Genomic DNA, 23893 nt, shown 5'->3' with positions numbered 1-23893 from the left:
GGCCCTCCTAGAGCTGCCTCTTTCAGCGTGTAGACAAACCCTCGCATTCGTTGTCAGGTCTGCGCTTCGGTGCTCACGAATGTCAAATTCGCTCCGCTCCGATGCTCGTCCTTCCTAGACTTCAAAGGTTTTCTATCACGCTGAAAAGAAGATAAAGGGCTAAAATAAAGATCATTTTAGCCCTTTGTCAACAACCTGAAAGAAGCCCTCCTAGCGAGCGGCCTCTTTTCTTTTAATTCGTTAAATGCTTTTGTAAGAAGGCAAGCTTCTCTGTTTGAAAAGCCGAGATGTACTCGTGTCCAAAGTAGCGATACACTTTTAAATCTTTATCTGTTTCTAAATGGTTGTATACTGCAAACACAGTAGATGGCGGGGTAATTTGATCGATCAAACCGATGGCCATTAATGTGGGCTGGTTCACCCATCCGGCTAAATTGATCAAATCAAAATAACTTAACGTTTCAAATGCCTTTTCTTCCACTGCTGGATCGCTGTTTCTGCGAAAGTATGAATTGATTTCTAAATAAGGCTGCTCCAATGCCACATCTACTGCACGTTCGAAATTCGATAAGTACGGATAATCTGCCACGACGACCTTTGGAATGTCTGAAAGTGCTGCAGCTGCAACCGCTAGTGCACCACCCTGGCTTCCGCCCACCACGCCAATCCGGTGTTCATCCACTTCTGGGAAAGACTGAATCACGTCAAGTGCTCGAACCGCATCTAAATAAACACCTCGATAATAGTAGGTCTCTTTCGATAAAATGCCCTTTGTCATCCACCCCAGAGCCTGCCCGCCTGGTGTCACTGTCTTATCTTCACTGCCGCCCTGACCTCGGACGAGCATACCAAACGTCGCATAGCCATGCAGTGCCCAATTGACAATGTCATGAATGCCGCCGTCATAGCTGGCATTATAGCCGTGAAAATGTACGAGTGCTGGGTGTAGACCTGCTTGATCTGGTACTGCATACCAACCTTCAATTCGAGAATGTCCAAAGCTTTGATACGTCAGGCGATACACCTTCACTCCCTTTACTGGATAATCATAAGGTTCAAGTGCTAGCTCTGCCTCCACTTGGTTCAGTTCTTCAAGCGACGCCTTCCAAAAGTCTGAGAAATCAGGACGTGCTGTTTTCTTCGGTTTATACTTTTTGAGATCATCTAATGGTAAATCAAACAATTGCATATCCTACTATCCCCCTTTGTTTTATTAGTTGTGTGTATCATATCACTGTTTTCTTGACGAAGAAAGCCATTTTCACCACAAAAGACAAAACCTTCTGACATTTCTATTGGCAAAGAAGATTGAAACCTTTATGATAAAGAAACTGGCTTGAAAACTAGAGATTCTTAGACAAAAACAAATCGACAGATCCATTCATGGATTTCACATTCACAATCATTGAATAAAGGAGGAAATTGTATGAAAATCGCCCTTGTCCAAATGGACGTACAAATCGGTGAACCTGATGTAAACTTTCAAAAAGCAGAAGCATTTTTAGAAGAAGCGATCCGCCAGCAGCCTGATCTGATCATTTTACCCGAAATGTGGAATACCGGTTACGCTCTTGAACAAGCCGATCAGCTTGCGGATGTAAACGGTGAACGCACAAAACAACTTTTCTCTTCCTTTGCCCATAAGCACCAAGTGATTCTTATCGCCGGAAGTGTATTGAACAAGCGCACAGAAGATGAGAAGATCACCAACACAATGTATATCTTTAACCGCCAAGGTGAGCTTTTAGTTGATTATGATAAAATTCACTTATTCCGCTTAATGGATGAGCACAACTATTTAACCGCTGGTGATCAACTTTGTTTATTTGACTATGATGAGGATGTGAAGATCGGTGCGATGATCTGCTACGACCTTCGCTTTCCGCAGCTTTCTAGAACACTTGTCAACAAAGGGGCAAAGGTGCTTATCAATACGGCGCAATGGCCGTCAGCAAGAGTGGATCATTGGCGCAGCTTGCTCATCGCAAGAGCGATTGAAAATCAGTCCTTTATGATTGCTGTTAACAGAACAGGCACAAGCAGAGACACTGAATTCCCTGGTCATTCCATGGTGATTGATCCACTTGGCCGTATTTTACTTGAAACAAACCATGAGGAAGATATTTATTATGGGGACATTGATCTCCAGCTAGTGGATGAAGTGAGACAGCAGATTCCTGTGATGACAGATCAGCGTCTGGATATTTATTAGAAAGCAGGGTGCCCCCCTGCTTTTTGCATTTAATTAAACGTTTGTTTAAGTATTTTCCTGATTTTGATAAAGGTCCATTAGTGCTTGAGCGGCTTTCGTTAAATACCTTTCTTCCACATATGCAAACACAAGTGTGCGGGTTGGACTTGAATCAATTTTCAAATAAGTGACTTCGTTCCTTTCCTCTTGTGCCACCATTTTCGGCACAACTGTCACACCTAGCCCATTTTTGACCAATGCCTGCGCTGTTTGAATATGACTTGTTTCAAAGGTTATCTTCGGCTGAAAGCCATGATGATGACAGAGTTCTGTGACCACTTGCCGGAAGCCATATCCCTCTTTCAGCATAATAAATGAGGCGTCTTCCAAAAGGCGAAACGGAACAGTCCCTTTCTGATCTCTTTGATGGATGATATCGTTCAATTCCGCCTGTAACCAAGGTTGAGCAGATGGCGGAACTGCAAGAAGAAGCGGCTCTGTCAGCATGTGTTTCGTTTTCAATGATTCATGCTCGACCGGCATAGATAAAATAGCCAAATCCAACTGACCAGCCAATAGAAGTTTTTCTAGCTCACGAGGTGATTCTTCTATTAGTCGAACGTGAACATGAGGATACGTTTGACAAAAAGTTTTTAGTAAACTGGGCAAGACATATCCCCCTGTGACGGCTGGCGCTCCAATGTTCAGCTCTTTCCCCACCTCATAAGCTGCTTCTCCCATCTCTCGCAACAAATCATCTTTTTCCTTCAAAATGCTCTCAGCCCTTTTAATGAACCGACTCCCTTGAGGTGTGGGTGTGACTTGTCCATACTTTCGAATAAATAGGGGTGTGTCTAATTCCTCTTCTAGCTTCTTTATTTGTTGGCTTAAAGAAGGCTGTGCAATGTGAAGCTCTTCTGCTGCTTTTGTAAAACTTTTCTGCCGATACACTTCCATAACATATTCCATCATTCGTATATCCACTTTCATCACCTCATAGGTTTTAACTATTCATGTCATATCTTTTAGGTCTTAGACAAATACCAAAAGGAATTTTACGATAAAGAGACAACATAAGGGGGAGAAAAAAATGAATCCATATGCTAAAGCCGAAAACCAATTCTCACAAAATGCTGAGAACTATCGCGATTCACCTATATTTGCAGCCGGAGAAGAGTTGGAATGGATAAAAGCGGCAGCAAACACGAAGGGACACGAGCATTTACTTGATATCGGTTGCGGAGCTGGACATACCGTTTTTTCCTTTTCAGACATCATTTCTAAAGGAATCGGCATTGATGTCACGCAAAAAATGATCGAGGTTGCATCAGCACTTGCAAAAGAACGTCAGCTGAAGCATATTACTTTTGAACGGGCAGCCGCAGAAACATTGACATTCGCTGATGAATCATTTGACATCGTGACGTGCCGGTTTGCCGCTCACCACTTTCCAAACCTTCCCGCAGCCATGTCTGAAATCAGCCGAGTCTTAAAAAAAGGCGGTGCATTTCTGCTCGTCGATCATTATGCACCTGAGAATGCGGTACAGGATTCATTCATTAATCATCTAAATAGACTCAGAGATCCTTCTCATGTGCGAGAAAGCTCTTTATCAGAATGGGAAGAGCTTTTCGCTTCCAACCAACTGACTCAAAAAGAGATTCGTTACTGGGATCTACAAATTGATTATCAGGACTGGATCACACGCGGACGCACACCAGAGAATGTTCAAGAGGAGATCGTTACCCATCTTCAAGCCGCAGCCCTTGATACAAAGCAGCTCTTTCAGCTTCAATTCGATGCACAGCAGCACCCTATTTCTTTCTGCTTAAAAGCTGCACTCATTCGAGGAATCAAGAATTAAACTGATAGAAAAAGTCTACCTTCATCGGTAGACTTTTTATTTCGAATATACAGCTTCACTGTCTCTCAGATATTGCTTTTCATGTTCGTGATCATGTTTCTATTATATGATACATGAACGGAGATAGGTTAGGCATTTCAAAAAAATGTACGTAGATCCTCTGAATAAAAAAGAACCTACCCTCTTTAGAATAAGTTCTTCACTGCGTGCGTCAATCACGGTGCAATATCCTCTAATACTTTCTCGCGCGTTTCGATCATTTTAAAAGCAAGAATTGCTCCCACTACAGTCACACTTGCGAAAAGAATAAAAATAGTTGAAACACCGCTTACCTCTAAAATAAAGCCTATCATAATAGGAGCGATCGCTGAGGCCAGCCTAAGCCAAGCTGTAGCAAATGCCGTTCCAATTACCCTCATACGTGTTGGATAAATTTCAGGTGTATATAAATAGAGAAGAACTGTAATCGTCCCCATCATTCCGTAAGCAGCAGACCCTAAATAGATCACACTTTCTGGAGAACTCGCTCCGCTGATCCATAAAGCAGTTAATAAAGCTCCTGTTACGATAAATGCAATGGTTGCCCAGCGCTTTCGTCCTACTTTATCAATTAAAAATGCACAAGCGAATACACCGACGGTCTGTAAAATATTTGTCAGAGAGGCTGCCCTTAATGAATCTCCAACTGGCAAATTGTAAACCGTATTATAAAGACTTGGTAACCAGTTATTTAAACCATTCGATACAAAGTAGGCAGAAAACCATAGTCCCCATACGATCAATGTTCTTTTACGGTAGAAAGTTGAAAAAAGCTCTTTCCAGTCGCCCTTTTCAGTACTGCTAGATACTTGCTTTGCTACAGGCATTCGTTTGTCAGTACTAGCTTCAATTTCTTCAATAATTCTTTCGGCTTCATCAAATCTGCCTTTCGAAATCAACCACCTTGGAGATTCACGTAACATAAAAAAGAATACAAAGACGATGAGTCCTCCGATGCCCCCAATCAAAAACATCCACTTCCACCCAAAGCTAGGTACAACAAATGCTCCGATTTGAGCTGAGATCATTAAACCTAAAGGAAAAATCATCTCATACAGCATAAAAAATCTGCCTCTCCCTTGAGCACGGGACAATTCATTGATATATGAGGCTGCTACCGGCACCTCTCCTCCTACCCCAATGCCTTGTATAAAACGAAAAATAAACAGTGCCATAAAATTACCTGAAAACACACATGCAATACTCATGACGGACATGAGGAGTACAGTCCACTTTGCACTAAAAACGCGGCCACGCCTTTCTGCTAACCACCCAAAGAAAATGGCACCAATCGCTTGTCCTATATAACCAGACCCAATAAGAAGACCAATTTGAGCAGGTGATAAACTCCACATGCCGATGAGAACTGGGAGTACAAACGCTAAAGACAGAGCATCAAAAGCATCAAAAAAGGTGGCAGATCCCATAATGATACGAGGTTTTAAATGCCATCTAGAAAAAGGTACACTTTCCATTCTCGTCAATAGTTGTGAAGCTCTATCAACAACTTGTCCATCATGAGAATTTGAATTTCCGCTGACTTCTAACGTCATGATATCTCCTCCTTATTAGAGGAAATGATGCAAAAGTACATGCTGAAGAGCGCTAAAGAAATCGCTTACATTTACAATCAAAAGACATTCTAAAGCGTTCATATGAGTTTTCAGCATCTATCATTTCTTTTTTGGCGTTCCCGTGGTGCCCCGATCTATATAGTACATAGGGAAGATATGCTCCATTTCCTCTAACTGATCTCCATCTAATACCTGTGTTAGTAAAGAAACAGCTTTTCTCCCCATCCCAACTAAATCAACATGAACTGAAGATAAAGAAGGGGTTAGAAAACTTGCAATGGGCACATCATCGGCACCAACGACTGACAAGTCATGAGGTATAGACACATTTGCATGATCTGCAGCTTTCATGACCCCCATCGCCAAAAAATCTGAAGAGCAAACAACTCCAGTCATGTGCTGGTTTCCTTGAAGAAATTGAGAAACCACTTCTACTACTTTTCCCCCATCAAATTCATCTAGCTCAAATACAAGTTCTTTGTTCATTGTTAATCCTAAATGTTTCAGTGTGCGCTCATATCCATTGTAATACCTCACACTATGCATCGAACTCATTGGACCATTGACCAGCCCAATGGTTCGATGACCTTTCTCAAATAAGGCCGTTACAGATTGACACACACCTTCTTCATCATCTGGTCTGACACATGGGAAAGGAGAATCCTCTAAGTAACTTCCAACCACAATAATGGGAATAGCTAAACTTTTTAACCAATCCATGCTCAATTCTTCATTTCTTGGAGAAAATAAAATGGCACCATCTACAGCTTGTGTTTCAAGTAATCGCTGCTGCTGCACAGATGTAAATGACATCAACATATTGAATTCAGTTTCATCTAACTCTTTCGCTATACCATCTAAAATCGTCGAAAAAAATGGATTATTCAAAATATATGAACCACGCGGAACCACGACCGCTATATTCCCAGTCTTTCTTTTAACGAGCCCTCTGGCTCCTAAATTAGGGCGATAGTCTAACTCATCAATCACTTGTTTGATTCTTTCAGCCGTTTGAGCACCTACTCCTGGTTTACCACTTAATACTCGGGAAACAGAGGCGATAGACACTCCAGCTTTCAATGCGACATCTTTAATACTTACTGACACATTTCATACCTCCGGGAGTCTGTTGTTTTATACACTATTATAACCTGACTCACCTTCATCATGAAATCAAAGGTCTGTTATCTACCGACGTTTTCCTTAAGCAAACCAACACTTTGAAGGCCTTGGCGAATTTCTTCTTTTTCCTCGTCAGTTAAAGGTAATACCGGCTTCCTAGCAAGCGAACTACTGATCAAACCTCGCTGATACATCGCTTCTTTCATGCGCAGATGAGAAGTAGATGAAGGTTCATCCATTTTATACACAGCATGCTTTAATTCAAAGATTCTATCGTAAACTTTATTGGCCGCTACAAGGTCTTTTTCTTCCACACATTTCACAAGTTCAGCGATCAAATCTGGCACGAAACAGCCGAAACCTACAAGTGCTCCATCAATGCCTTGAACCAATGTTGGTAATAAATATTCATCATGACATGTGAGTAACGATACATCTGGTGCATGTTTTTTCAATGCCCGTACATCGACCTCGTATTGTGCCATGTCTCTTTGACCAATTTTAAACGAAACAACGTTCTCAATCTCAGACATTTCTAGTAATTGACTGGTTGTATATGAGGTTTTTGTCCATGTTGGATATTGATGAACGATGATTGAAATATCAATCGCTTCTGCAACATCTTTAAAGAATTGGACAGGTGACTCAGGCTGCATACCAAATCTTAGCCATGAATGTGGTGGCATGAGAAGTATACCTTCTCCACCAGCTTCTTCAACAGCTTTTGCATGTTGGATTGCTTCAATTGTCCCTTCAGCAGAAACCCCGGAAATGACAGGTACTTCCCCTTTTAATTCGTCGGCTGCAATACGCACTGCTTCAGCTCGTTCATGTGGCAGTAAAGTCATAATCTCGCCAGTATGTCCATTGACAACGATCCCGTTAATGCCTTTGTGATCTGCCACCCAACGGACAAGCTTACGAAAAGCAGGTTCATCAATTGAATAGTCATCTTTAAAAGGAATTAAGACAGCCGGGAATACACCGCTCCATTTTTCTTTATTTTTCATAAACAAATTCCTCCCCATTCGTTATAGTAAACGTTTACGGTAAGCGTTTACGTAAACTATCATAGAATGATAATGTGAAAGATGTCAACTTTATTTTTTAAAAATTATAATAATTCAAAATACTATTATAGAATTTTAGGTACTATTTAATTTTTTCAAAAAAGAAAATGAGAGATATATTTTGTTTGTCACATCAACCAATAAACCTCATCATCATGATTTGATTGATGATGCATGATCACTTTTTCCAACCAACCACACACCAGAAAAAGGATAAATAAATTTTACTGCCAAAACATCATCATATCTACGAAGAAAAAGGTATCAATAAAAAAAGTCTACCCTCAACGGTAGACTTTTTTTATTTCGAATATAAATCCCAGCCAAGCTTGAGTGTGTCCACAATATAATTGGCAACTTCCTCAGCCTCTAAATGATCTGTTTCCACTCTGGAGTTATGAAGAGAATAAATCTCCCGGCGTTCTTCAAACAGCTCTTTCATTTCATCAAGCGTCCGGTTGTGAAGAACAGGACGATTTTCAATTAAAATATCAAGCCGCTGCTTCCAATTCTCCCAAGATAGGTCAAGGAAAAGAACCGTACAATGTTTCAAGCAGGCGCGTTTGATTTCTTCCTGTTTGAATGCACCGCCTCCAAGTGAGACGATCTTTAGCTGTGTATGTTCACATAAATCGACGATATAATCCTTTTCAGCCTGTCTGAAGAATGCTTCTCCTTTTTGCTGAAACATCTCTGGAATCGTCATGTTGTATTTTTTCTCAATCTCCTGATCGACATCAATAAAATCTCGATATAGCTTTTTAGCAACCAGCTGCCCAATGGTTGTTTTCCCAACACCCATAAAGCCAATGAGAACAATATTCCGTTGTCTTACAGGGATTTCTCTATTGATTTTCATGATCGTGACACGTCCTCCTTACGACAAGGAATGCTACATAATGTTTCTATTATATGATAAATGGAGCGCGAAAAGATAGGCAATCTTAAAAATATACAGTTAAAAACCTCTCCTTCACTGGAGAGGCCTCTTTCTTATTTCCACCAGTCATCAAACATAGAAGCGGGTACTTGACGTTTATGCTCTGATTGAACATAGCGCTTTTCAATCGCTTCTACTGCTTGTTCTGACACGGGCTTACCTTCTAAGTAATCATCAATTTCATTGTACGTAATGCCTAGTTCTGTTTCATCCGTTTGCTGAGGTTTGTCATCAAGCAGATCGGCTGTCGGTTTCTTTAAGTATAGGCGCTCTGGTGCTTGCAGCGCTTCTAGCAGTGTCCGTCCTTGGCGTTTCGTCAGACCTGTGAGCGGGAGAACGTCTGCACCGCCGTCACCATACTTCGTGAAGAACCCAGTGACAGCTTCGGCTGCATGATCTGTACCAATGACAAGTAATCCTTCTTCTCCTCCGACAGCATATTGCGCGATCATTCTCATGCGTGCTTTGACATTCCCTTTATTAAAGTCAGACAACGGTCCGCCTGTGTCTTTTTGATATTGTTCACTGAATGCCGTCACGGCAGGCGCAATATCATATTTCCACGACTTGTCCGGCTGAATAAATGATAAAGCGAGCTGTGCATCATCTTCATCCTGCTGCACGCCATGCGGGAGACGCACCGCAATAAAGACGGCATCTTCTTTTCCTTCTTGACGCAGTTCAGATGCAGCGAGCTGTGCAAGACGGCCAGCGAGCGTTGAATCCTGCCCGCCGCTAATGCCGAGGACGAATCCTTTCGCACCGGTTTTTTTCAAGTAGTCCTTTAAAAATCCAACCCGTTTTTCGATCTCCTGCTTCGGGTCAATTGAGGGCTGCACATGCAACTCTTGGCTGATTTTTTTCTGCAAACTCATACACTTTTCCTCCTAAGCATCCTCTACATGAAGAGAACAGGTTTTACTCTGAATTCATTGATTTGACAACGTTTTTTGAATCTCCATTATATCATGTTTTCAGGAAGAACATTTTGTTAAACGTTCCCCTATTTCATTCATGATCAAACATTCACAAATGAAAAAGACCATGTCTATACGGACTGGCCCTTTTCTTTTTCAATCAATTTCAACCCGTATCGATGTACAGCTTGCGCCATTACACTTTCCAATATCAGCAGGACATGCGGATACGGCCACAATGAGGTCCATTTCGGCTCGCAGACGAATGTAATCACCGGGAAGAGATTTTGGCAGCTCCACAGACAGCTTTCCTTTTTCATCAATGACTGTATTCATAAAGGCATTAAAAGGATAGTACATATCCTCCTTCGGAATCCCAAATGGTTCAAAGGCATTCCGCAAATTATCGTAGCATGTATGCATGACCTCTAAATGCGTCCGTCCATATAAAAGCTGATACATTTCTTGCCGGCAGGCGGGCATGTATAAATCATGGCATTCGACTGTGTCTTCAATGACCGTAAACATCGGTTTGTATAAGTTAGAATAAAGCTTATCGCCTTTTTTTACCTTTGACGAAAATAGGCTGTCCATTGTCGCACCTTGGTCAAATTTTTCATAAAAATCCTTTTCATGATAGGCCATTACATCTGCTACTTGCTGTCCTTCAACATCAACCACCCGCATACATTGGCCTTTTCCTAAACGAAAGCCGAGTCTGCCCTTTGGTAAAATGACATATTCTCCGTTCATCACATGCACTCCTTTCCTTGACAGTATGCCCAAAACGTCCTTTTGATCATGTATAAAAAAAAGAGGCGGTCACAAGCTAATGTCATTGAAACAGAAAGGTGTTGCACATGCATTGAAAGAAGAACAAACTTTATCTTGGTGGCAGCTTTCTCTAATCGGAGTCGGCTGTACGATTGGCACTGGTTTCTTCCTTGGTTCCAGCATTGCCATTACGAAGTCCGGTTTTTCCGTCTGCATCTCTTTTTTACTTGCTGCGGTTGGGACCTATCTCGTCTTTAAACATTTGGCTGCGATGACAGCTGATAACCCTGATAAAGGGTCGTTTTGCTCCTATGCTCGTAAAGCATATGGACGCTGGGCAGGGTTTAGCAATGGCTGGGTGTATTGGTTCGCAGAAATGCTCATTACAGGAAGTCAGTTAACAGCGATTTCCCTTTTTACACGACACTGGTTTCCATCTGTGCCGCTCTGGGTGTTTTCTGCCATTTATTCTGCTCTTGCCCTGCTCGTGATTATCATAGGGCTCTCTTCTTTTCAAAAGACAGAAAATGTCCTTGCGGTACTGAAGACAGCGGCGATTTTTCTGTTTATGATCCTTGCAGTGCTGGTGTTATTCGGCATTCTGACAGATCATAAGCCGACCTTGCACCTGCCAAACAAAGATCACGAATGGATGCCGCTCGGTGCACTTGGTCTTTGGAATGGATTGATTTATGCGTTTTATGCATTTGGGGGAATTGAGGTCATGGGGCTGATGGCGGTTCATTTAAAAGACCCGAAGGATGCAGCAAAATCCGGACGGGTCATGCTGATCATTCTAGCGGTCATCTATATCGTCTCAATTGGTCTTGCTCTCCTCCTTGTCCCAGTAACAGCCTTTAATGAGAACAGTAGTCCATTTATTACATCATTAGATCCATTTCATTTATCGATCTTTCTTCATATCTTTAATGGCATTTTCATTATTGCCGGCTTTTCGACATTGGTTGCCTCACTCTATGCAGTCACGACGCTACTTGGCACGATGTCGGAGCATCAAGATGCACCTGCTTGTTTTAAACAAAAAGACCCATCTCATGTCGGTTGGCCTTCGATTATTTTAACGGCTGCTGGATTATTTGTGTCGATTTTGCTTGCACTCTTTTTGTCCAAACACATCTACGAGCATCTCACAACAGCAGCCGGTCTTACCCTTCTGTACACGTGGGTCTTCATTCTGTTCTCAAGTAAAAAACTATCAAAGCCATCCACTCGCCAAACGTGCGAAATGTTTCTTGCGCTTCTCTTGATTGGAGCCGCCATTTCAGGCACTTTAACAGAGGCAAGCGGACGACCCGGCTTTTTTATCAGCCTTGGGATCATTGCAGTGATAGCCATCATGGTGCTATTTATGAGGAAAAAGTGGAAGCAGCAGGATCAGACCGCATCATAATTTCATCATGTTTTTTAATGCAGTAAAAGGACATTTGGCGGAGGCAGGTTTCTCCGCCTCTTCATCTGGGAGAAAGTATTGCTTCCATTCATGATTAGTCGGATCACCATACCATTTTAATGATGGATGAACCCCGACCTCATCATACGCTTTAAGCCGCTTGCGAACGAGCTGGCTCATTTTTTGACCAAACTTGGTCGATCCATTCAATTTCTCAAACACCCATCTAGGCTGAAATGCCATTAAGACATAAGGAAAGTGGCGGCTTTTTCTGAGCTTATGAGCCGGTGTGGAGCATAAAATAAAATACGCTTCCCCGTGAAAGCAATACTCCCACTCATGATGATGAGTATCTAGTGGAATATCCTCAGGCCACGACACTTCATCTTTCTGGTGCAGTCGTTGAAGCAATGACCAAAACTGCTGCTCAAGCTCTTCAAGTGAACTTTCCTTTAAATCCTGCGGTGTTTCAAAAAAGCATATAAATGAAGCATATTGACCCGTTTCTTTCGCACAGCTTTGATATTCTCTCAGCAGCTGCGCTAATTCTTCAACAGCTTCCTCTTTTCTTGGATCACCCACAAACCCATAGCGTAAATGATCGAGAAAAAATCCCTGTCTTCCTGGGACACAAGGGAATGTATCTGCCTCATCTCCTACCATCTCTCCAAATAGCGTAAAAGCATCCTGCTTCCATTCTTCTAGTGATCGTAGATTTTGATCAAGGCAACTTTTTGCATACAACTGGGCCATTTCCTTCCACCTCGTTTTAGCGTCTTCTCCATAGCCTATGAGAAAAAAAGGCTGTGGTGACTGTCCCTAAGCGACTTTCCATGCGCATTCAAGAGGTGGAAGTTCTCATTCAAATGGAGCATGTATCTGTGTCTTTCACGCCATGCCGCTTCTTTTAATAGAACGTTTTTTGTATCTTCCCTATGATCGGTTCTTCATTAAAAAGACAGAATCGAGCACCCAATAAATGAAGGCTGAGCAAAAGCTAAACAGATAGACTTTGTAGCTAATGAACACAACCAGTCCATAATCAATCCACAGTGCTTACGCAGAACAACTGACATGTCAGTCTGCTTTTCTACCCAATCAATGCCATGATCCCTTGATACCCAAAATAAACGCCGAAACCAAGTAAAGATAAGCCTGCAAGAACGGATAAACCGTGTAAGACACGTTCACTTAAATATCGTCTAAACGAACTAGCCAGTAGCGCCATGCTGAAATCCCAGACCAACATGCCGATAAAAATAGCCATGCTGTACATCAGCATTTGAGATGCCCCATACTTTTCGATCGTATTGGCCAAAATACTGCCGTAGATGCCCAGCCAAAATAAAATACTGAGCGGATTGGAAAGAGAAATGAAAAACCCCGTCATGAACGACTGACCAATCGACGTGTTTCCACCATCCTTTTTTGGGCTCTCCTGCAAATTGATTTTACGCAGACTTTCAATCCCCGTATAGGTTAGAACGAAAAAGCCAAACAGCCACAAAAAAGTTTTCACAAGAGGTGCAGTCAAAAGCTGGGCGACACCAAAATAAATGAGGAGCATATAGACAATATCCGCAGCCATTGCCCCCACACCAAAAATCCACGCATGCCAAAAGCCACTTTTAATCCCTCTATCAATTTGGGCTGCATTGACTGGCCCAACAGGCGCTGAAAGTGACAACCCTAAAAAGATATAACCAAAAAACACCGCCACATAGACGTCCTCCTTTTGATGCTGACTTGTACATATTATTCAAACGTTCTATGGTTTAGTACAAGTCCTTGTCATCTTTTCAGGCGGATTCAAGGAAATAGCGGATTCGCTTATCGATCCGCTTTCAGTGCCGACTGCTTGGGGAGAACGGTTTCTTTTTTCTTCACACGATTCATTTGAATTGCAGCTGCAAATAAAAGAACAGCTAAGAAGGCGAAAACAAAGATGGCACTTGCTGCTCCTGCCCATTCAAGACTAAAGCCGATCAAGAAGGACAAGCAGGCTCCGCCTAAACTTGCGGCTGCAATAAAGTAACTCGTGGCCTCGTCGATGGCATTTTCAATCATTAATGCAGATGCAGTCAGTGCGATTGGGAACATACCAGCTGCACACAGGCCGATGAAAAAGATGAGAAGCAGCTGAGCGGTGATGTGTGTTGTCAGCGCAAAGATCACGAGCAGCAGAATCATGAGTGCTGAACTTAGCTTTAAAAAACGCAGCGGGTGCAAATGATCTGCTTTTCTCGCAATCACGGTTCTACCAATGACAATGGCTGTCCAGAAAGTGGAGACTGCAAAGAGACCCCAATTGTCTCCTCCCTTCTCCAGCATGATCGACGGCAAAAAGTTCGCAAAGTTCGTTTCAATCCCTGCGTAGAAAAAGGCAAAGCAAATCATGATCACCACAATGATTCGATTGTTTCGATCAACAAGTAAGGACGGTTTTTTCACCCCATTGGAAGGAGAAATCATCTGTCCACGAGGCAATTTGTTCATAAAAGCAATCCAAAGCATAAGGAAGAAAGTCAGTGTACCAACTTGAAATAAAAACACATAGTGCCACGTCTGTTCGTTGACAGTCAGTAAAATCACAAGTGGAAATAATAGCGCTCCTAATCCAAAGAAGACCTCCATGATGCTGATTCGCTTCGCACTGTTTGCCATCGAAATCACATACGCTCCTGCTGTTGTCTCAAGACTGCCTGCACCACTGCCAAGAAAAAACCCTGCCAGCACAAGAGTTGACCAGCCCGGCACCAAAAGCCCAAGCAGAAGTGACCCGATCATCAGCAAAAGACCCATAGTCAGAACAGCGCCATAGCCTTTTTTCCTCACAAGGATGGGGGATAACAGAACCCCTGTCAAAAAACCAATAAACTGAAAAAAGATTAAAGAAGATAATTCCCCGGGACCCTTATCGTAACTAGCCAGTAAATAAGGAGTTAAGCTGCCAAAAAACACATGAATGGTCCCAATAAAAAAATAAAAGACACAGCCAAAATAAAATACTTTTTTCATCTTTTCACTTCCTCTAAAAAGGAGCGGGGTTTTGATATCCTCCGCTCCACCTCTTTAATATGCTCGGGCAGACTCGACCGCCTCTTCCCTCTCGAAGCATGTATTAAGCGCAGCCTGTGCGCGATACCCGTCTACAAAATCAGCGACTTTCATATGAGATGGATATGGATCTGTATTCACCCAGTGCATCAGTTGATCACGGAACGTATCAGACCATCCATAAAATTCGTTTGGCGGATCTGTTAGCAAGGTTTGCGGCATTTGATGGCGCTCCAAACACAAGCCATCGCTGATCTCATATTCGTTTTTCATGTTCGTATGGTATTTGAATACCTTGTCATGTCCAACGACTTCTACACTGAATCCGCATTCCTCGGGCTGCGTGCTTTTGGATGTGACCAAGTGAAAGAACACTTGATTCTCCATCTGACCGAAAATTTCGGTATGATCATCGACCTGTACCTTTTTCTCTTCTTTTTCCTTTACATGCGTCAGCATCTTGGTATTAAGTGATTCTTTCTTCATCTCACTGCCAAATAAGTACCACAGCATATCAATTAAATGAATGCCCAGATCCCCTAATGCACCGCTCGTGCGAAGACTCTCACTGCTGTCTCTCCATGAAAATGTCTTTCTTCTGAGGGCACTGTTTTTCTTGAAATGAGTCCTGACCGTCAAAATCCGGCCTAATTCACCATTTGCAATCAAGTTCTTCAAAATATTCACAAAGGATAAGTAACGATAGTTAAAGCCCATACTGGCTTGAACCTGGAACTGTTTGGCTGTCTGCACCATTTCCTTCGCTTCCTTCAGCGACACAGCCATCGGCTTTTCACATAAAATGGGCTGTCCTGCTCTTAGTGCCTGAAGGGCATGGTCTTTGTGACAAAAATTCGGGGATGCAATGATCAACCCATCGGATGCATCTGCTAAAGTTTCGATACTTGAATACACACGTCCGCCGTACTGTTTTATGAATCCCTGTGCAACTGACTCGTGTAAATCATAGACACCTGATAACTCTGCACCTTTGATCGTTGATAATGCTCTTGCATGTGCTTTTGCAATATTCCCTGCTCCAACAATTCCAATTTTCTTCATGAATGTGCCTCCTCATGTTTATACATCACTGTTTTCAGTGTTTCATAGATTCCTTTTGCATACCCATGATGACAAATTTGATGATGATGCCGCTTGGCTTCGGCCGTCGCATTTTGGACAAGGAAACCGTGCGTGACGGATTGAAGCATCCGCAAATCATTTCCACTATCTCCAAAGGCAAAGCCCTGATCTTTCGATAAATCATATTGGTTCAGCATAAAGCGGACAATTTCATCCTTCCCTGTGCCGACTGGTAAAAAATCGACATCATAGCAATCCGCAGGGTCTCCTGCAAGCGGATTGCATTTGTTGATGTTGACCGCCACCCCGCGCTCTTTGGCAAGTGTTTGGATGAATGATAGATGATGAAGATCTGTCCGTTCATCCTGCTCCTGATAATAGAAATTCTTCTTATATCCTGAGCTGCCCAGCTGCGTTTGCGGCCTGAGATGAATTCCCTTTTCACGTATGGTTTCGAGGATGTCTTCAATTTTTTCATCTGAGAATCCTTGCGCATCCAGACGCTTCATCCACTCCGCATCTGGCTGTCCAAAATGAGCATCTGATGTATACACAATCTCAGTCCCTAAGTTCGATGCAATGAAATGCGGAAATTGATAAAAACCGCCTTTTTCCATTTTGCTCGTCACAGAATCAAGGCTGCTTCCCGTCACCCAGCCAAGCATGAGCTGTCCTGCTTCGCTCTTTTCTGCCACAAAAGTCTCCAGCCGCTTGACATCCTCACGCTGCTCCTCTGTCATTTCGTGAGAATAATAGGTTTCATCAAAGTCACAGAAGACGATCCACTTTGGATTTTTTGGCTGATTTAGCAGTTTTTTATTGAATGGAAGACTTGATAACATGATGAACCCCCTCGATGACCTTCTCCTGATCTTGCAGCGGCATACCTGGATACAGCGGCAGGTGAAGTAATTGCTGTGCTGCTTTTTCCGTGTGCGGCAGTGTCGTCCGTTTATACTTTTGAGAAACGAGATTTGTTTGATGCTGATGCGATAGGATTGGGTAATACACATCTGTCTCTATGCCCATTTCCAGCAATTTCGCGGCAAGCTCATCTCGTTCTCCCTTCAGCACCCTGATCGGGAACAAATGCCATACATGATCATCTGTCAGCTTAGGAAGCTTCAAGTATCCTTCATCCTCTAGCGTTTGCAGCTGGTCAATGTAGCGCTTTGCTAAGTAGAAACGTTTAAAGTTTTGTAATCCTAAATACTTCATGCGTTCGAGTCCAATCGCCGCCTGCAAATTATCAATTTTCGAATTAAAGCCATAGTCACTGCGTTTGACATTTTTCTTTCCTACTTCAAAGCCGTGATAGCTGATTTCCATACATTTTTCTGCTAAAGCTTCATCATTTGTCGCGATGGCTCCCGCCTTGCCGCAAACACCAAGATTTTTGTATGGATTAAAGCTAAGAACAAGCCCATCTCCATATGCGCCAAGGCCGGTGCTGCCGATCGCCTGACAGCCATCTTCAATGATTTTCAGCCCATGCTTTTTCGCAATCGCCGAAATCGCCTTCATATCCGCTTGTTTTCCATATAAATGAACCGGAAGAATGCATGCCGTTTGATCTGTGATATGCTTCTCTATTTCACTCGGTGCCATGCAGTAAGTATCTGGATCAATATCGGCATAGACCGGAACAGCCCCAATCGCAAGCACTGCATTTTCTGTTGCAGCAAAGCTATTTGCTGGCAAAATGACTTCCTCTCCTGGATGGACGCCTGCTGATATGAGGCTGATCATTAGGGCATCAGTTCCACTTGACGTAGCAATAACATATTTCTTCCCTAAATACTCAGCGAGCTGCTTTTCAAACGCCGGAATATATGGTCCTGAAGTAAAACGGCCAGAGCTCAATACTTCTTTCAGCACCTGCATAATGTCATCGATCTCATCCTCTGAAATCAGTTTATCGACTGGTAGAAACGGTATCTTTTTTTCCTTATTTTGTTTATAATGGAAGAGAATTTTTTCCAAGCCTGTGCGTCCTATATCTTGCTCAAGGAACGTCACCAGCTTTTCATTTGCTAGGTGCTTCTCAACTGAATCAGACTTTACTTGAACACCTTGATTGATCATATCCAGCAAAGGAAGATAATCCTTGCTTTTACCTGATATCTTCGTCAATATTTGCATTCCATTCCCTCCAATTAATCAATTCCATTAGTTAATATTTAACTTGTTTCACATTGTAAATGATGTTATCGATTTCAGAACAATAACTTTGTGTAAAGGATTTGTTAATATGTGTACAATTTATGAAATTGCCAAACGCTGCGGGGTTTCAACGACCACCGTTTCCAGAGTGCTGAATCATCATCCTTATGTGTCAGAGGAAAAGCGCCAGCTCATATTACAGGTGATGAAGGAAATGGAATATACACCGAGTTCAGCAGCTCGCACTCTACGTTCACATCAGACAAAAACCATTGCTGTGTCTGTCCCAGCTGTGGACCATCCTTTTTTTGCACAATTAATTAAAGGCATCTCAAAAGAAGCATTGGACCAAGGCTATAAAGCCATCGTGCTTCAGACGTTTTATCAGGAATCTTTAGAGCTTGAAGGGCTTCAATTATTAAAAAGAAGAGAAGTAGATGGAGTCATTTTAGGGGCATTAGAAAATCCATGGGAAAAGATTGAGCCATTTTTAACGAACGGCCCTATTGTCATGGCGAATGAATATCATCAAACAGCAGACATTCCGATTATTGGATACGATGAGCGGGAAGCTGCCTATAAAGCAGTTGACTACTTGATTCAGTCGGGGCGTAAATCGATCGGGTTTTGCTTTGATACAGAAAGCAGTGAAGCGCAGAAACAAAGGAAACAGGGCTATCTCGACGCTCTTTCAGCCCACGGCTTGCCGCTGCATGACGATTGGTTGTTCGGTGAGGCCTTCACCATTGAAGACGGCTTTCGATTAATGGATATCATCCACGACATGAAAAATGCACCTGATGCTATTTTCACCGGTAATGATCAAGTCGCTGCTGGGCTCATTAAACAAGCCATTTCATATGGTTATCACATTCCTAAGGATCTAGCGGTGATCGGCTATGACAATCAAGACATTTGCGAGGTAACAGCTCCAACGATCACCACAATTGACATCCCGATCGTAGAGCTAGGCCAGCGGTCTGTGCAGCAAATGATCGAGCTCCTGCAAGACCAAAAACCATTACAGCGTGAACATATCCAGCTGCCTACCCAGCTCGTGACAAGGGAATCGACATAAAGAAAAAGACTGAGGAAATCTCAGTCTTTTCAGATTGTTGACAAAGGGCTAAAATGGAGTTCATTTTAGCTCTTTGTCTTCTTTTCAGCGTGATAGAAAACCTTTGAATTCTAGGAAGGACGAGTACTGGCGCGGAGCGAATTTGACATTCGTGAGCACCAGCACGCAGGACTGACAACGAATGCGAGGGTTTGTCTACACGCTAAAAAGACTGAGAGCTGTCTCAGTCTTTTTTAGTCTATCAACCTATACAAATTGAGCAAGAATGAATGTCCATACACACACTATGCCGAGCAGGATAAAGCTGTACTTCACAGTCTTTTGGAAGAGTTCAGATTCTTTACCTGTTTCTCCAACTGCTGCTGTAGCAATGGCGATAGATTGTGGAGAAATTAATTTCGCCATGACCCCGCCCGTTGTATTTGCTCCGATTAACAAACCAGCCTGTGAGCCGATTTGAGAAGCAGTAACTGCTTGAAGGTTGCCGAATAATGCGTTGTTACTCACGACAGATCCTGTAATAAACACCCCGATCCAGCCAAGCACTGGGCTGACAAGCGGGAACAAATCGCCTGTTTTGGCAAGTGCAAGCCCAATGGCTGAACTTAGACCAGCGAAGTTCGCCAAGTTGGCAAAGCCCATGACAAAACAAATGGTGAGAACTGGTACCCAAAGCTCTTTCACTGATGCTTTTAAGCAGGCAGCGCCTTCTTTTAATGTAATATGTCTGCTAAACAAACCTGTCAGCATCACTGCAATCAGAATGGCCGTACCCGTTGCACTGATCACATCAATTTTAAAGATCGCATCAATAGGTGTTGCTGTTTGTGCAATTGGTGGTAATTTCACAATTTGCTGATGCAAAAATGGCATTTTTACTAAAATGGTTGTCCAGTTGAGCGGGCCTCCTACAGCAAACAACGCTTTAAATGCTGGCAGACTCCATACCGTAATCACAGCAGTTAAAATATAGAACGGAGACCATGCTTTCAGCACTTCAACCCCGCGATACGTTTGTTTCTGTTCAACGGCTGGTGCTCCTTCTTCACGATAGATGTGCTTCGGCTGCCATTTTCGAAGGAATAAAGCCAAAATTCCCATACTTGCTAAAGCTGAAATAATATTGGCAAGCTCAGGACCCATTGTCACCATTGTGACAGCTTGTAAAATGGCATAGCTTCCACTCACAACAAGCAAGGCAGGGAGCGTTTCTTTAATCCCTTTGAATCCGTCCACAATGAGAATAAGGAGGAACGGAATACAGAATGAAATAAACGGAATCGTAAACACAAGGGTTTGAGATAATGCAAGTGGCGTCATATTGCCCATTTGCGCCCCTGTAATGACTGGGATACCTACAGCACCAAATGCGCCAGACGCAGCATTGGCAATTAAGCAAAGCATCGCAGCTTTCAGCGGTTTAAACCCAAGCTCTGTTAAGAGAGCGGCACTAATCGCAATTGGTACACCGAACCCAGCGGCTCCCTCTAAAAATGCGTTAAAACTAAAACCAATTAATAAGAGCTGAAGACGTTGATCTTGAGAGATTCCTGCAATACTAGAACGAATAACATCGAATTTACCAGATTTCACAGCTATTTTATAGAGCCACACCGCCATGATGACGATATATCCAATCGGCCACAGCCCATTAGATATACCGAACAGCACAGCAGATAATGCTTTTTCAATTGGCATATGGAAGAAGAAAACCGCTGTAACAAAACTGACGATTAAGGTAAAACAAGCGGCTAAAACACCTTTTAACTTAAAAACGGTTAATGCAAGTAGGAAAAACAAAATTGGAAGCATGGCTACCAATGCACTCACGAACTCATTACCAAACGGATTGTATATTTGCTGCCACATAGTGATTCATCCTTTTCTGCTCAGATAGGTTGCTTTTGATTAAAAATGAGGAGCCAAAATCTCTTTTAACACATTCACACTGTGTGCGAATTGTTCTTTTTCTGTATCATTCAGTGCAAGCTCTATCACTTCTGTTGCGCCATTTCGATTCACAAGGGCAGGTACACCAATGTAGACATCATCTGCTCCGTACTCTCCATCTAAGTAAGTGCTGACAGTCAAAATACTGTTTTCATTGTGCAGAATCGCTCTTGTTATGCGGGCCAAACTCATCGCTACACCGTAGTAAGTAGCGCCTTTTTTCTCAATAATTTGATAAGCGGCATGACGAACATTTTCCATCATCTCATCTAAATCTTCTTGTTTGTATTGATCATTTTTCTTCATTAATTCTGTAATCGGTACACTTCCGATATTCGCATGACTCCAAACAGCAAGCTCTGTATCGCCATGCTCTCCAATGATATACGCATGCACATTGTGTGCCGCTGCGTCAAAGTACTCACTGAGCATGTATCTAAATCTTGCGGTATCAAGTGTAGTTCCACTGCCGATCACTCGTTCTTTTGGAAGTCCACTGAATTTCCAAGTCGCATATGTTAAAATATCAACAGGGTTTGTGGCGACTAAGAAAATACCATCGAATCCACTTTTCATCACATTGTCTACAATGCCTTTAAATATATTTAAGTTTTTCTCCACAAGGTCAAGTCTCGTTTCACCTGGCTTTTGGTTCGCTCCAGCACAGATACATACAATATCTGCATCCTTACAATCCTCATAATCTCCATACCATGTATTCACTGGGTGCGGAGCAAATGCTTTCCCGTGGTTTAAATCCATGACGTCACCCATTGCTTTATCTTGATTCAAATCGATGACAACCAATTCATCTGTGATCACTTGATTTATTAATGTAAAGGCATAACTGCTACCTACAAAACCTGCTCCAATAAGTGCTACTTTGTTTACTTTTTCGTTTGTCATTTATCTCATCCTCCTGAGTAAAACTAGGTTGTTTTTTTATGTGAAGTATTTCACATTCTTATTGTGCAATACTTCACAAACTTTTGCAAGGGGGTTGCTCAAAAAAAATATGTAGCGAATTTGTGAACATACTTATTATACTTTCAAAGCGCTGACCCCATGCATATTTCCACAAGAAAAAAGCTGCCAAACCATGTTCAGCAGCTTTATATATATTAATAAGGTCCCCAGTTGATCATCACGCCGATACAAATAAAGACAAGGCCAATGACAAACCAAATGAGTGCAAGCGGCACCATAAAACGCAGCCACTTCACATAAGGAATACCACTTGCAGCAAGCACAGCCATCAACACGCCTGACGTCGGATTGATACAGTTAACCACCCCTTCGCCAAGCATAACTGCTTCTACAGCGACCTGTCTTGTGATGCCCATTAAATCAGCTAGCGGCGCAAGAATTGGAATAAAGACAACAGCTTCTCCTGATCCTGATGAAATCAAAAAGTGAAGAAGTGCACTCGCAATGTACATCCCAATCGCACCAGCAATTGGACTAAATCCTGTCAGCATACTCGCCAAGCCATTGACCACGGTATCAAGCAGCTTACCGTTTTCCAAAATGACAGAAATGCAGCGTGCCATTCCGACAATGAGTGCGCCGTAAACAAGGCTTTGACAGCCGACGATAAACGTTTTCGCAATATCATTGGCTGCTAATCCACCAAGCAATCCAGCCGCAATCGCCATGAAAATGAAGACTCCTGCCATTTCCTTATCGGTCCAGCCAAGCTGAAGCGCGCCATATAAGAAGCCCCCAAGAGACAATCCACACACTGCTAAAATCAATTTATGTCTGCCCGTAAATGCAGGCTTGTCCACAGATTCTGCATCAGATCCGCCAAGCCCCTTCGCAGGAAACCATTGATCACCCAGAAGACTTCCCTTCTCTTTAATCTTGAGGCGTCTTGTATATAAATAGATGTACACAATACTAGATATAAGAAAGCAAAGATATATAATGACACGCAGGCCAATACCAGAAAAAATCGGTAGCTCTGCAATCGTCTGAGATAACCCGAGTGGGGATGGAGACAAAATGGTTGCGTTAAACCCGGCATAACAGCCGATGTAAATGACCGCCGCTCCTGCTACAGCATCCCATTTCAAGGATCTTGCCACAATGATCCCGATTGGAATAAATCCGATAACAGAGTTCACGACAATTCCGGTCGTTCCAAGCACTGAAAATAATCCTCCTACAATACAAATAAACAATAATTGCTTTGTTTGAAATCTGCTGATGACATGATGAATCATTCCGTTAATGGCACCTGTTTTCTCCAAAATGGCAATGGTTCCGCCAGTAAATAAAATGAGAAAAATAATAGAAGAAGACCCTACCATCCCTTCCTGAATAGCTGTAAAAAAGCCCACTGGACTTACGGGTGATTGATCAATGCGGTGATAGCTGCCAGGAACAGCTGTTGTAATCTCTCCTGATGTCTTTCGGTCAAATTCACCTGCTGGCACAAAATACGTAGCAATGGTACAAATGAGCGCAATGATAAATAAGAGAACATACGCATCCGGCATTTGAAGTTTTCTTTTTTGTTTCTCTGGTGGTGATACTGCTGCTGTTTTCATGTGTCAAAACCCCTTTGTCCCGATCGGAATTTCACTTAATTTTCAGAATAATCAAATGATGTGTTATATTATAAACACTGATGATATTTAAGATCAATATTATTTCAC

21 protein-coding genes and 1 pseudogene are annotated in these 23893 nt (G+C 42.5%); 4 read left to right on the top strand and 18 right to left on the bottom strand.

What is annotated here, in order from left to right; all coding sequences use genetic code 11:
- Positions 1 to 232: 232 nt before the first annotated feature.
- Positions 233 to 1189 (bottom strand): acetylxylan esterase, encoded by a 957-nt coding sequence (locus GPS65_RS05560; protein WP_012008864.1) that lies wholly within the window; start codon positions 1187 to 1189, stop codon positions 233 to 235.
- Between the two features lie 237 nt (positions 1190 to 1426).
- On the opposite strand from GPS65_RS05560, the gene GPS65_RS05555 reads away from it, so the two are divergent.
- On the top strand, positions 1427 to 2212 hold the full coding sequence (locus GPS65_RS05555) for a carbon-nitrogen family hydrolase (protein WP_012008863.1): 786 nt from the start codon (positions 1427 to 1429) through the stop codon (positions 2210 to 2212).
- 45 nt (positions 2213 to 2257) lie between these two features.
- On the opposite strand, the gene GPS65_RS05550 is transcribed toward GPS65_RS05555, so the two are convergent.
- Positions 2258 to 3163: a LysR family transcriptional regulator gene (locus GPS65_RS05550; protein ID WP_041815144.1), complete on the bottom strand. Its 906-nt coding sequence runs from the start codon at positions 3161 to 3163 to the stop codon at positions 2258 to 2260.
- A gap of 118 nt (positions 3164 to 3281) precedes the next feature.
- Between GPS65_RS05550 and GPS65_RS05545 the strand changes: the two genes are divergently transcribed.
- Positions 3282 to 4055, top strand: a complete 774-nt coding sequence (locus GPS65_RS05545; RefSeq protein ID WP_119124389.1) for a class I SAM-dependent methyltransferase — start codon at positions 3282 to 3284, stop codon at positions 4053 to 4055.
- Between the two features lie 215 nt (positions 4056 to 4270).
- On the opposite strand, the gene GPS65_RS05540 is transcribed toward GPS65_RS05545, so the two are convergent.
- From GPS65_RS05540 to GPS65_RS05515, 6 genes are all read right to left on the bottom strand, one after another.
- Entirely contained in the window at positions 4271 to 5647 is a 1377-nt protein-coding gene (locus GPS65_RS05540) for an MFS transporter (protein ID WP_012008861.1), read from the bottom strand.
- A 120-nt stretch (positions 5648 to 5767) separates the two neighbouring features.
- Complete coding sequence (locus GPS65_RS05535) at positions 5768 to 6775, bottom strand: LacI family DNA-binding transcriptional regulator (RefSeq protein WP_119124388.1); 1008 nt, start codon at positions 6773 to 6775, stop codon at positions 5768 to 5770.
- A 77-nt stretch (positions 6776 to 6852) separates the two neighbouring features.
- Positions 6853 to 7800: a dihydrodipicolinate synthase family protein gene (locus GPS65_RS05530; protein ID WP_003213849.1), complete on the bottom strand. Its 948-nt coding sequence runs from the start codon at positions 7798 to 7800 to the stop codon at positions 6853 to 6855.
- 361 nt (positions 7801 to 8161) lie between these two features.
- Positions 8162 to 8719 carry a shikimate kinase gene (locus tag GPS65_RS05525; RefSeq protein WP_003214270.1) on the bottom strand — a complete coding sequence of 186 codons (558 nt, stop codon included), beginning with the start codon at positions 8717 to 8719 and terminating at the stop codon, positions 8162 to 8164.
- A 134-nt stretch (positions 8720 to 8853) separates the two neighbouring features.
- Positions 8854 to 9675 carry an NAD(+) synthase gene (gene nadE, locus GPS65_RS05520; RefSeq protein ID WP_119124386.1) on the bottom strand — a complete coding sequence of 274 codons (822 nt, stop codon included), beginning with the start codon at positions 9673 to 9675 and terminating at the stop codon, positions 8854 to 8856.
- 198 nt (positions 9676 to 9873) lie between these two features.
- Positions 9874 to 10470, bottom strand: a complete 597-nt coding sequence (locus GPS65_RS05515) for a DUF1989 domain-containing protein (RefSeq protein ID WP_012008858.1) — start codon at positions 10468 to 10470, stop codon at positions 9874 to 9876.
- Between the two features lie 79 nt (positions 10471 to 10549).
- On the opposite strand from GPS65_RS05515, the gene GPS65_RS05510 reads away from it, so the two are divergent.
- Positions 10550 to 11902, top strand: coding sequence for an amino acid permease (locus tag GPS65_RS05510; protein WP_119124385.1), 1353 nt, complete (start codon positions 10550 to 10552; stop codon positions 11900 to 11902).
- On the opposite strand, the gene GPS65_RS05505 is transcribed toward GPS65_RS05510, so the two are convergent.
- From GPS65_RS05505 to GPS65_RS05475, 7 genes and pseudogenes are all read right to left on the bottom strand, one after another.
- Positions 11897 to 12655: a YqcI/YcgG family protein gene (locus GPS65_RS05505; RefSeq protein WP_119124384.1), complete on the bottom strand. Its 759-nt coding sequence runs from the start codon at positions 12653 to 12655 to the stop codon at positions 11897 to 11899. The two genes, GPS65_RS05510 and GPS65_RS05505, sit on opposite strands and share 6 nt — an antisense overlap.
- A gap of 180 nt (positions 12656 to 12835) precedes the next feature.
- Positions 12836 to 12958: pseudogene (locus GPS65_RS19975) on the bottom strand (UPF0715 family protein); the annotation flags it as partial.
- A 34-nt stretch (positions 12959 to 12992) separates the two neighbouring features.
- Complete coding sequence (locus GPS65_RS05495) at positions 12993 to 13622, bottom strand: LysE family translocator (protein WP_119124383.1); 630 nt, start codon at positions 13620 to 13622, stop codon at positions 12993 to 12995.
- A gap of 110 nt (positions 13623 to 13732) precedes the next feature.
- Entirely contained in the window at positions 13733 to 14920 is a 1188-nt protein-coding gene (locus tag GPS65_RS05490; protein ID WP_144473646.1) for an MFS transporter, read from the bottom strand.
- Positions 14921 to 14974: 54 nt separating this feature from the next.
- A complete protein-coding gene (locus GPS65_RS05485) occupies positions 14975 to 16021 on the bottom strand; it encodes a Gfo/Idh/MocA family protein (RefSeq protein ID WP_161985359.1) in 1047 nt (348 codons plus the stop codon).
- Entirely contained in the window at positions 16018 to 16884 is an 867-nt protein-coding gene (locus GPS65_RS05480; RefSeq protein ID WP_144468822.1) for an HAD-IIB family hydrolase, read from the bottom strand. Before GPS65_RS05480 ends, GPS65_RS05485 begins: the two co-directional genes overlap by 4 nt.
- Positions 16859 to 18184 carry a DegT/DnrJ/EryC1/StrS family aminotransferase gene (locus tag GPS65_RS05475; RefSeq protein ID WP_012008850.1) on the bottom strand — a complete coding sequence of 442 codons (1326 nt, stop codon included), beginning with the start codon at positions 18182 to 18184 and terminating at the stop codon, positions 16859 to 16861. Before GPS65_RS05475 ends, GPS65_RS05480 begins: the two co-directional genes overlap by 26 nt.
- A 109-nt stretch (positions 18185 to 18293) precedes the next feature.
- Here GPS65_RS05475 and GPS65_RS05470 point away from each other — a divergent pair, with 109 nt between their 5' ends.
- Positions 18294 to 19283 carry a LacI family DNA-binding transcriptional regulator gene (locus tag GPS65_RS05470; protein WP_144468823.1) on the top strand — a complete coding sequence of 330 codons (990 nt, stop codon included), beginning with the start codon at positions 18294 to 18296 and terminating at the stop codon, positions 19281 to 19283.
- 246 nt (positions 19284 to 19529) lie between these two features.
- Here the strand turns inward: GPS65_RS05470 and GPS65_RS05465 are convergent, their stop codons facing one another.
- The 3 genes from GPS65_RS05465 to GPS65_RS05455 all read right to left on the bottom strand — a co-directional run bounded on the left by GPS65_RS05465 (position 19530) and on the right by GPS65_RS05455 (position 23785).
- Positions 19530 to 21152: an L-lactate permease gene (locus tag GPS65_RS05465; RefSeq protein WP_144473648.1), complete on the bottom strand. Its 1623-nt coding sequence runs from the start codon at positions 21150 to 21152 to the stop codon at positions 19530 to 19532.
- A gap of 39 nt (positions 21153 to 21191) precedes the next feature.
- Positions 21192 to 22139: an L-lactate dehydrogenase gene (locus GPS65_RS05460; RefSeq protein ID WP_012008847.1), complete on the bottom strand. Its 948-nt coding sequence runs from the start codon at positions 22137 to 22139 to the stop codon at positions 21192 to 21194.
- Between the two features lie 215 nt (positions 22140 to 22354).
- Positions 22355 to 23785, bottom strand: coding sequence for a YfcC family protein (locus tag GPS65_RS05455; RefSeq protein WP_144473650.1), 1431 nt, complete (start codon positions 23783 to 23785; stop codon positions 22355 to 22357).
- Between the last annotated feature and the right edge of the window lie 108 nt (positions 23786 to 23893).

Source organism: Bacillus pumilus (assembly GCF_009937765.1).
Lineage (GTDB): Bacteria > Bacillota > Bacilli > Bacillales > Bacillaceae > Bacillus > Bacillus pumilus_O.
This window is presented reverse-complemented; position numbering and strand designations above follow the sequence as displayed.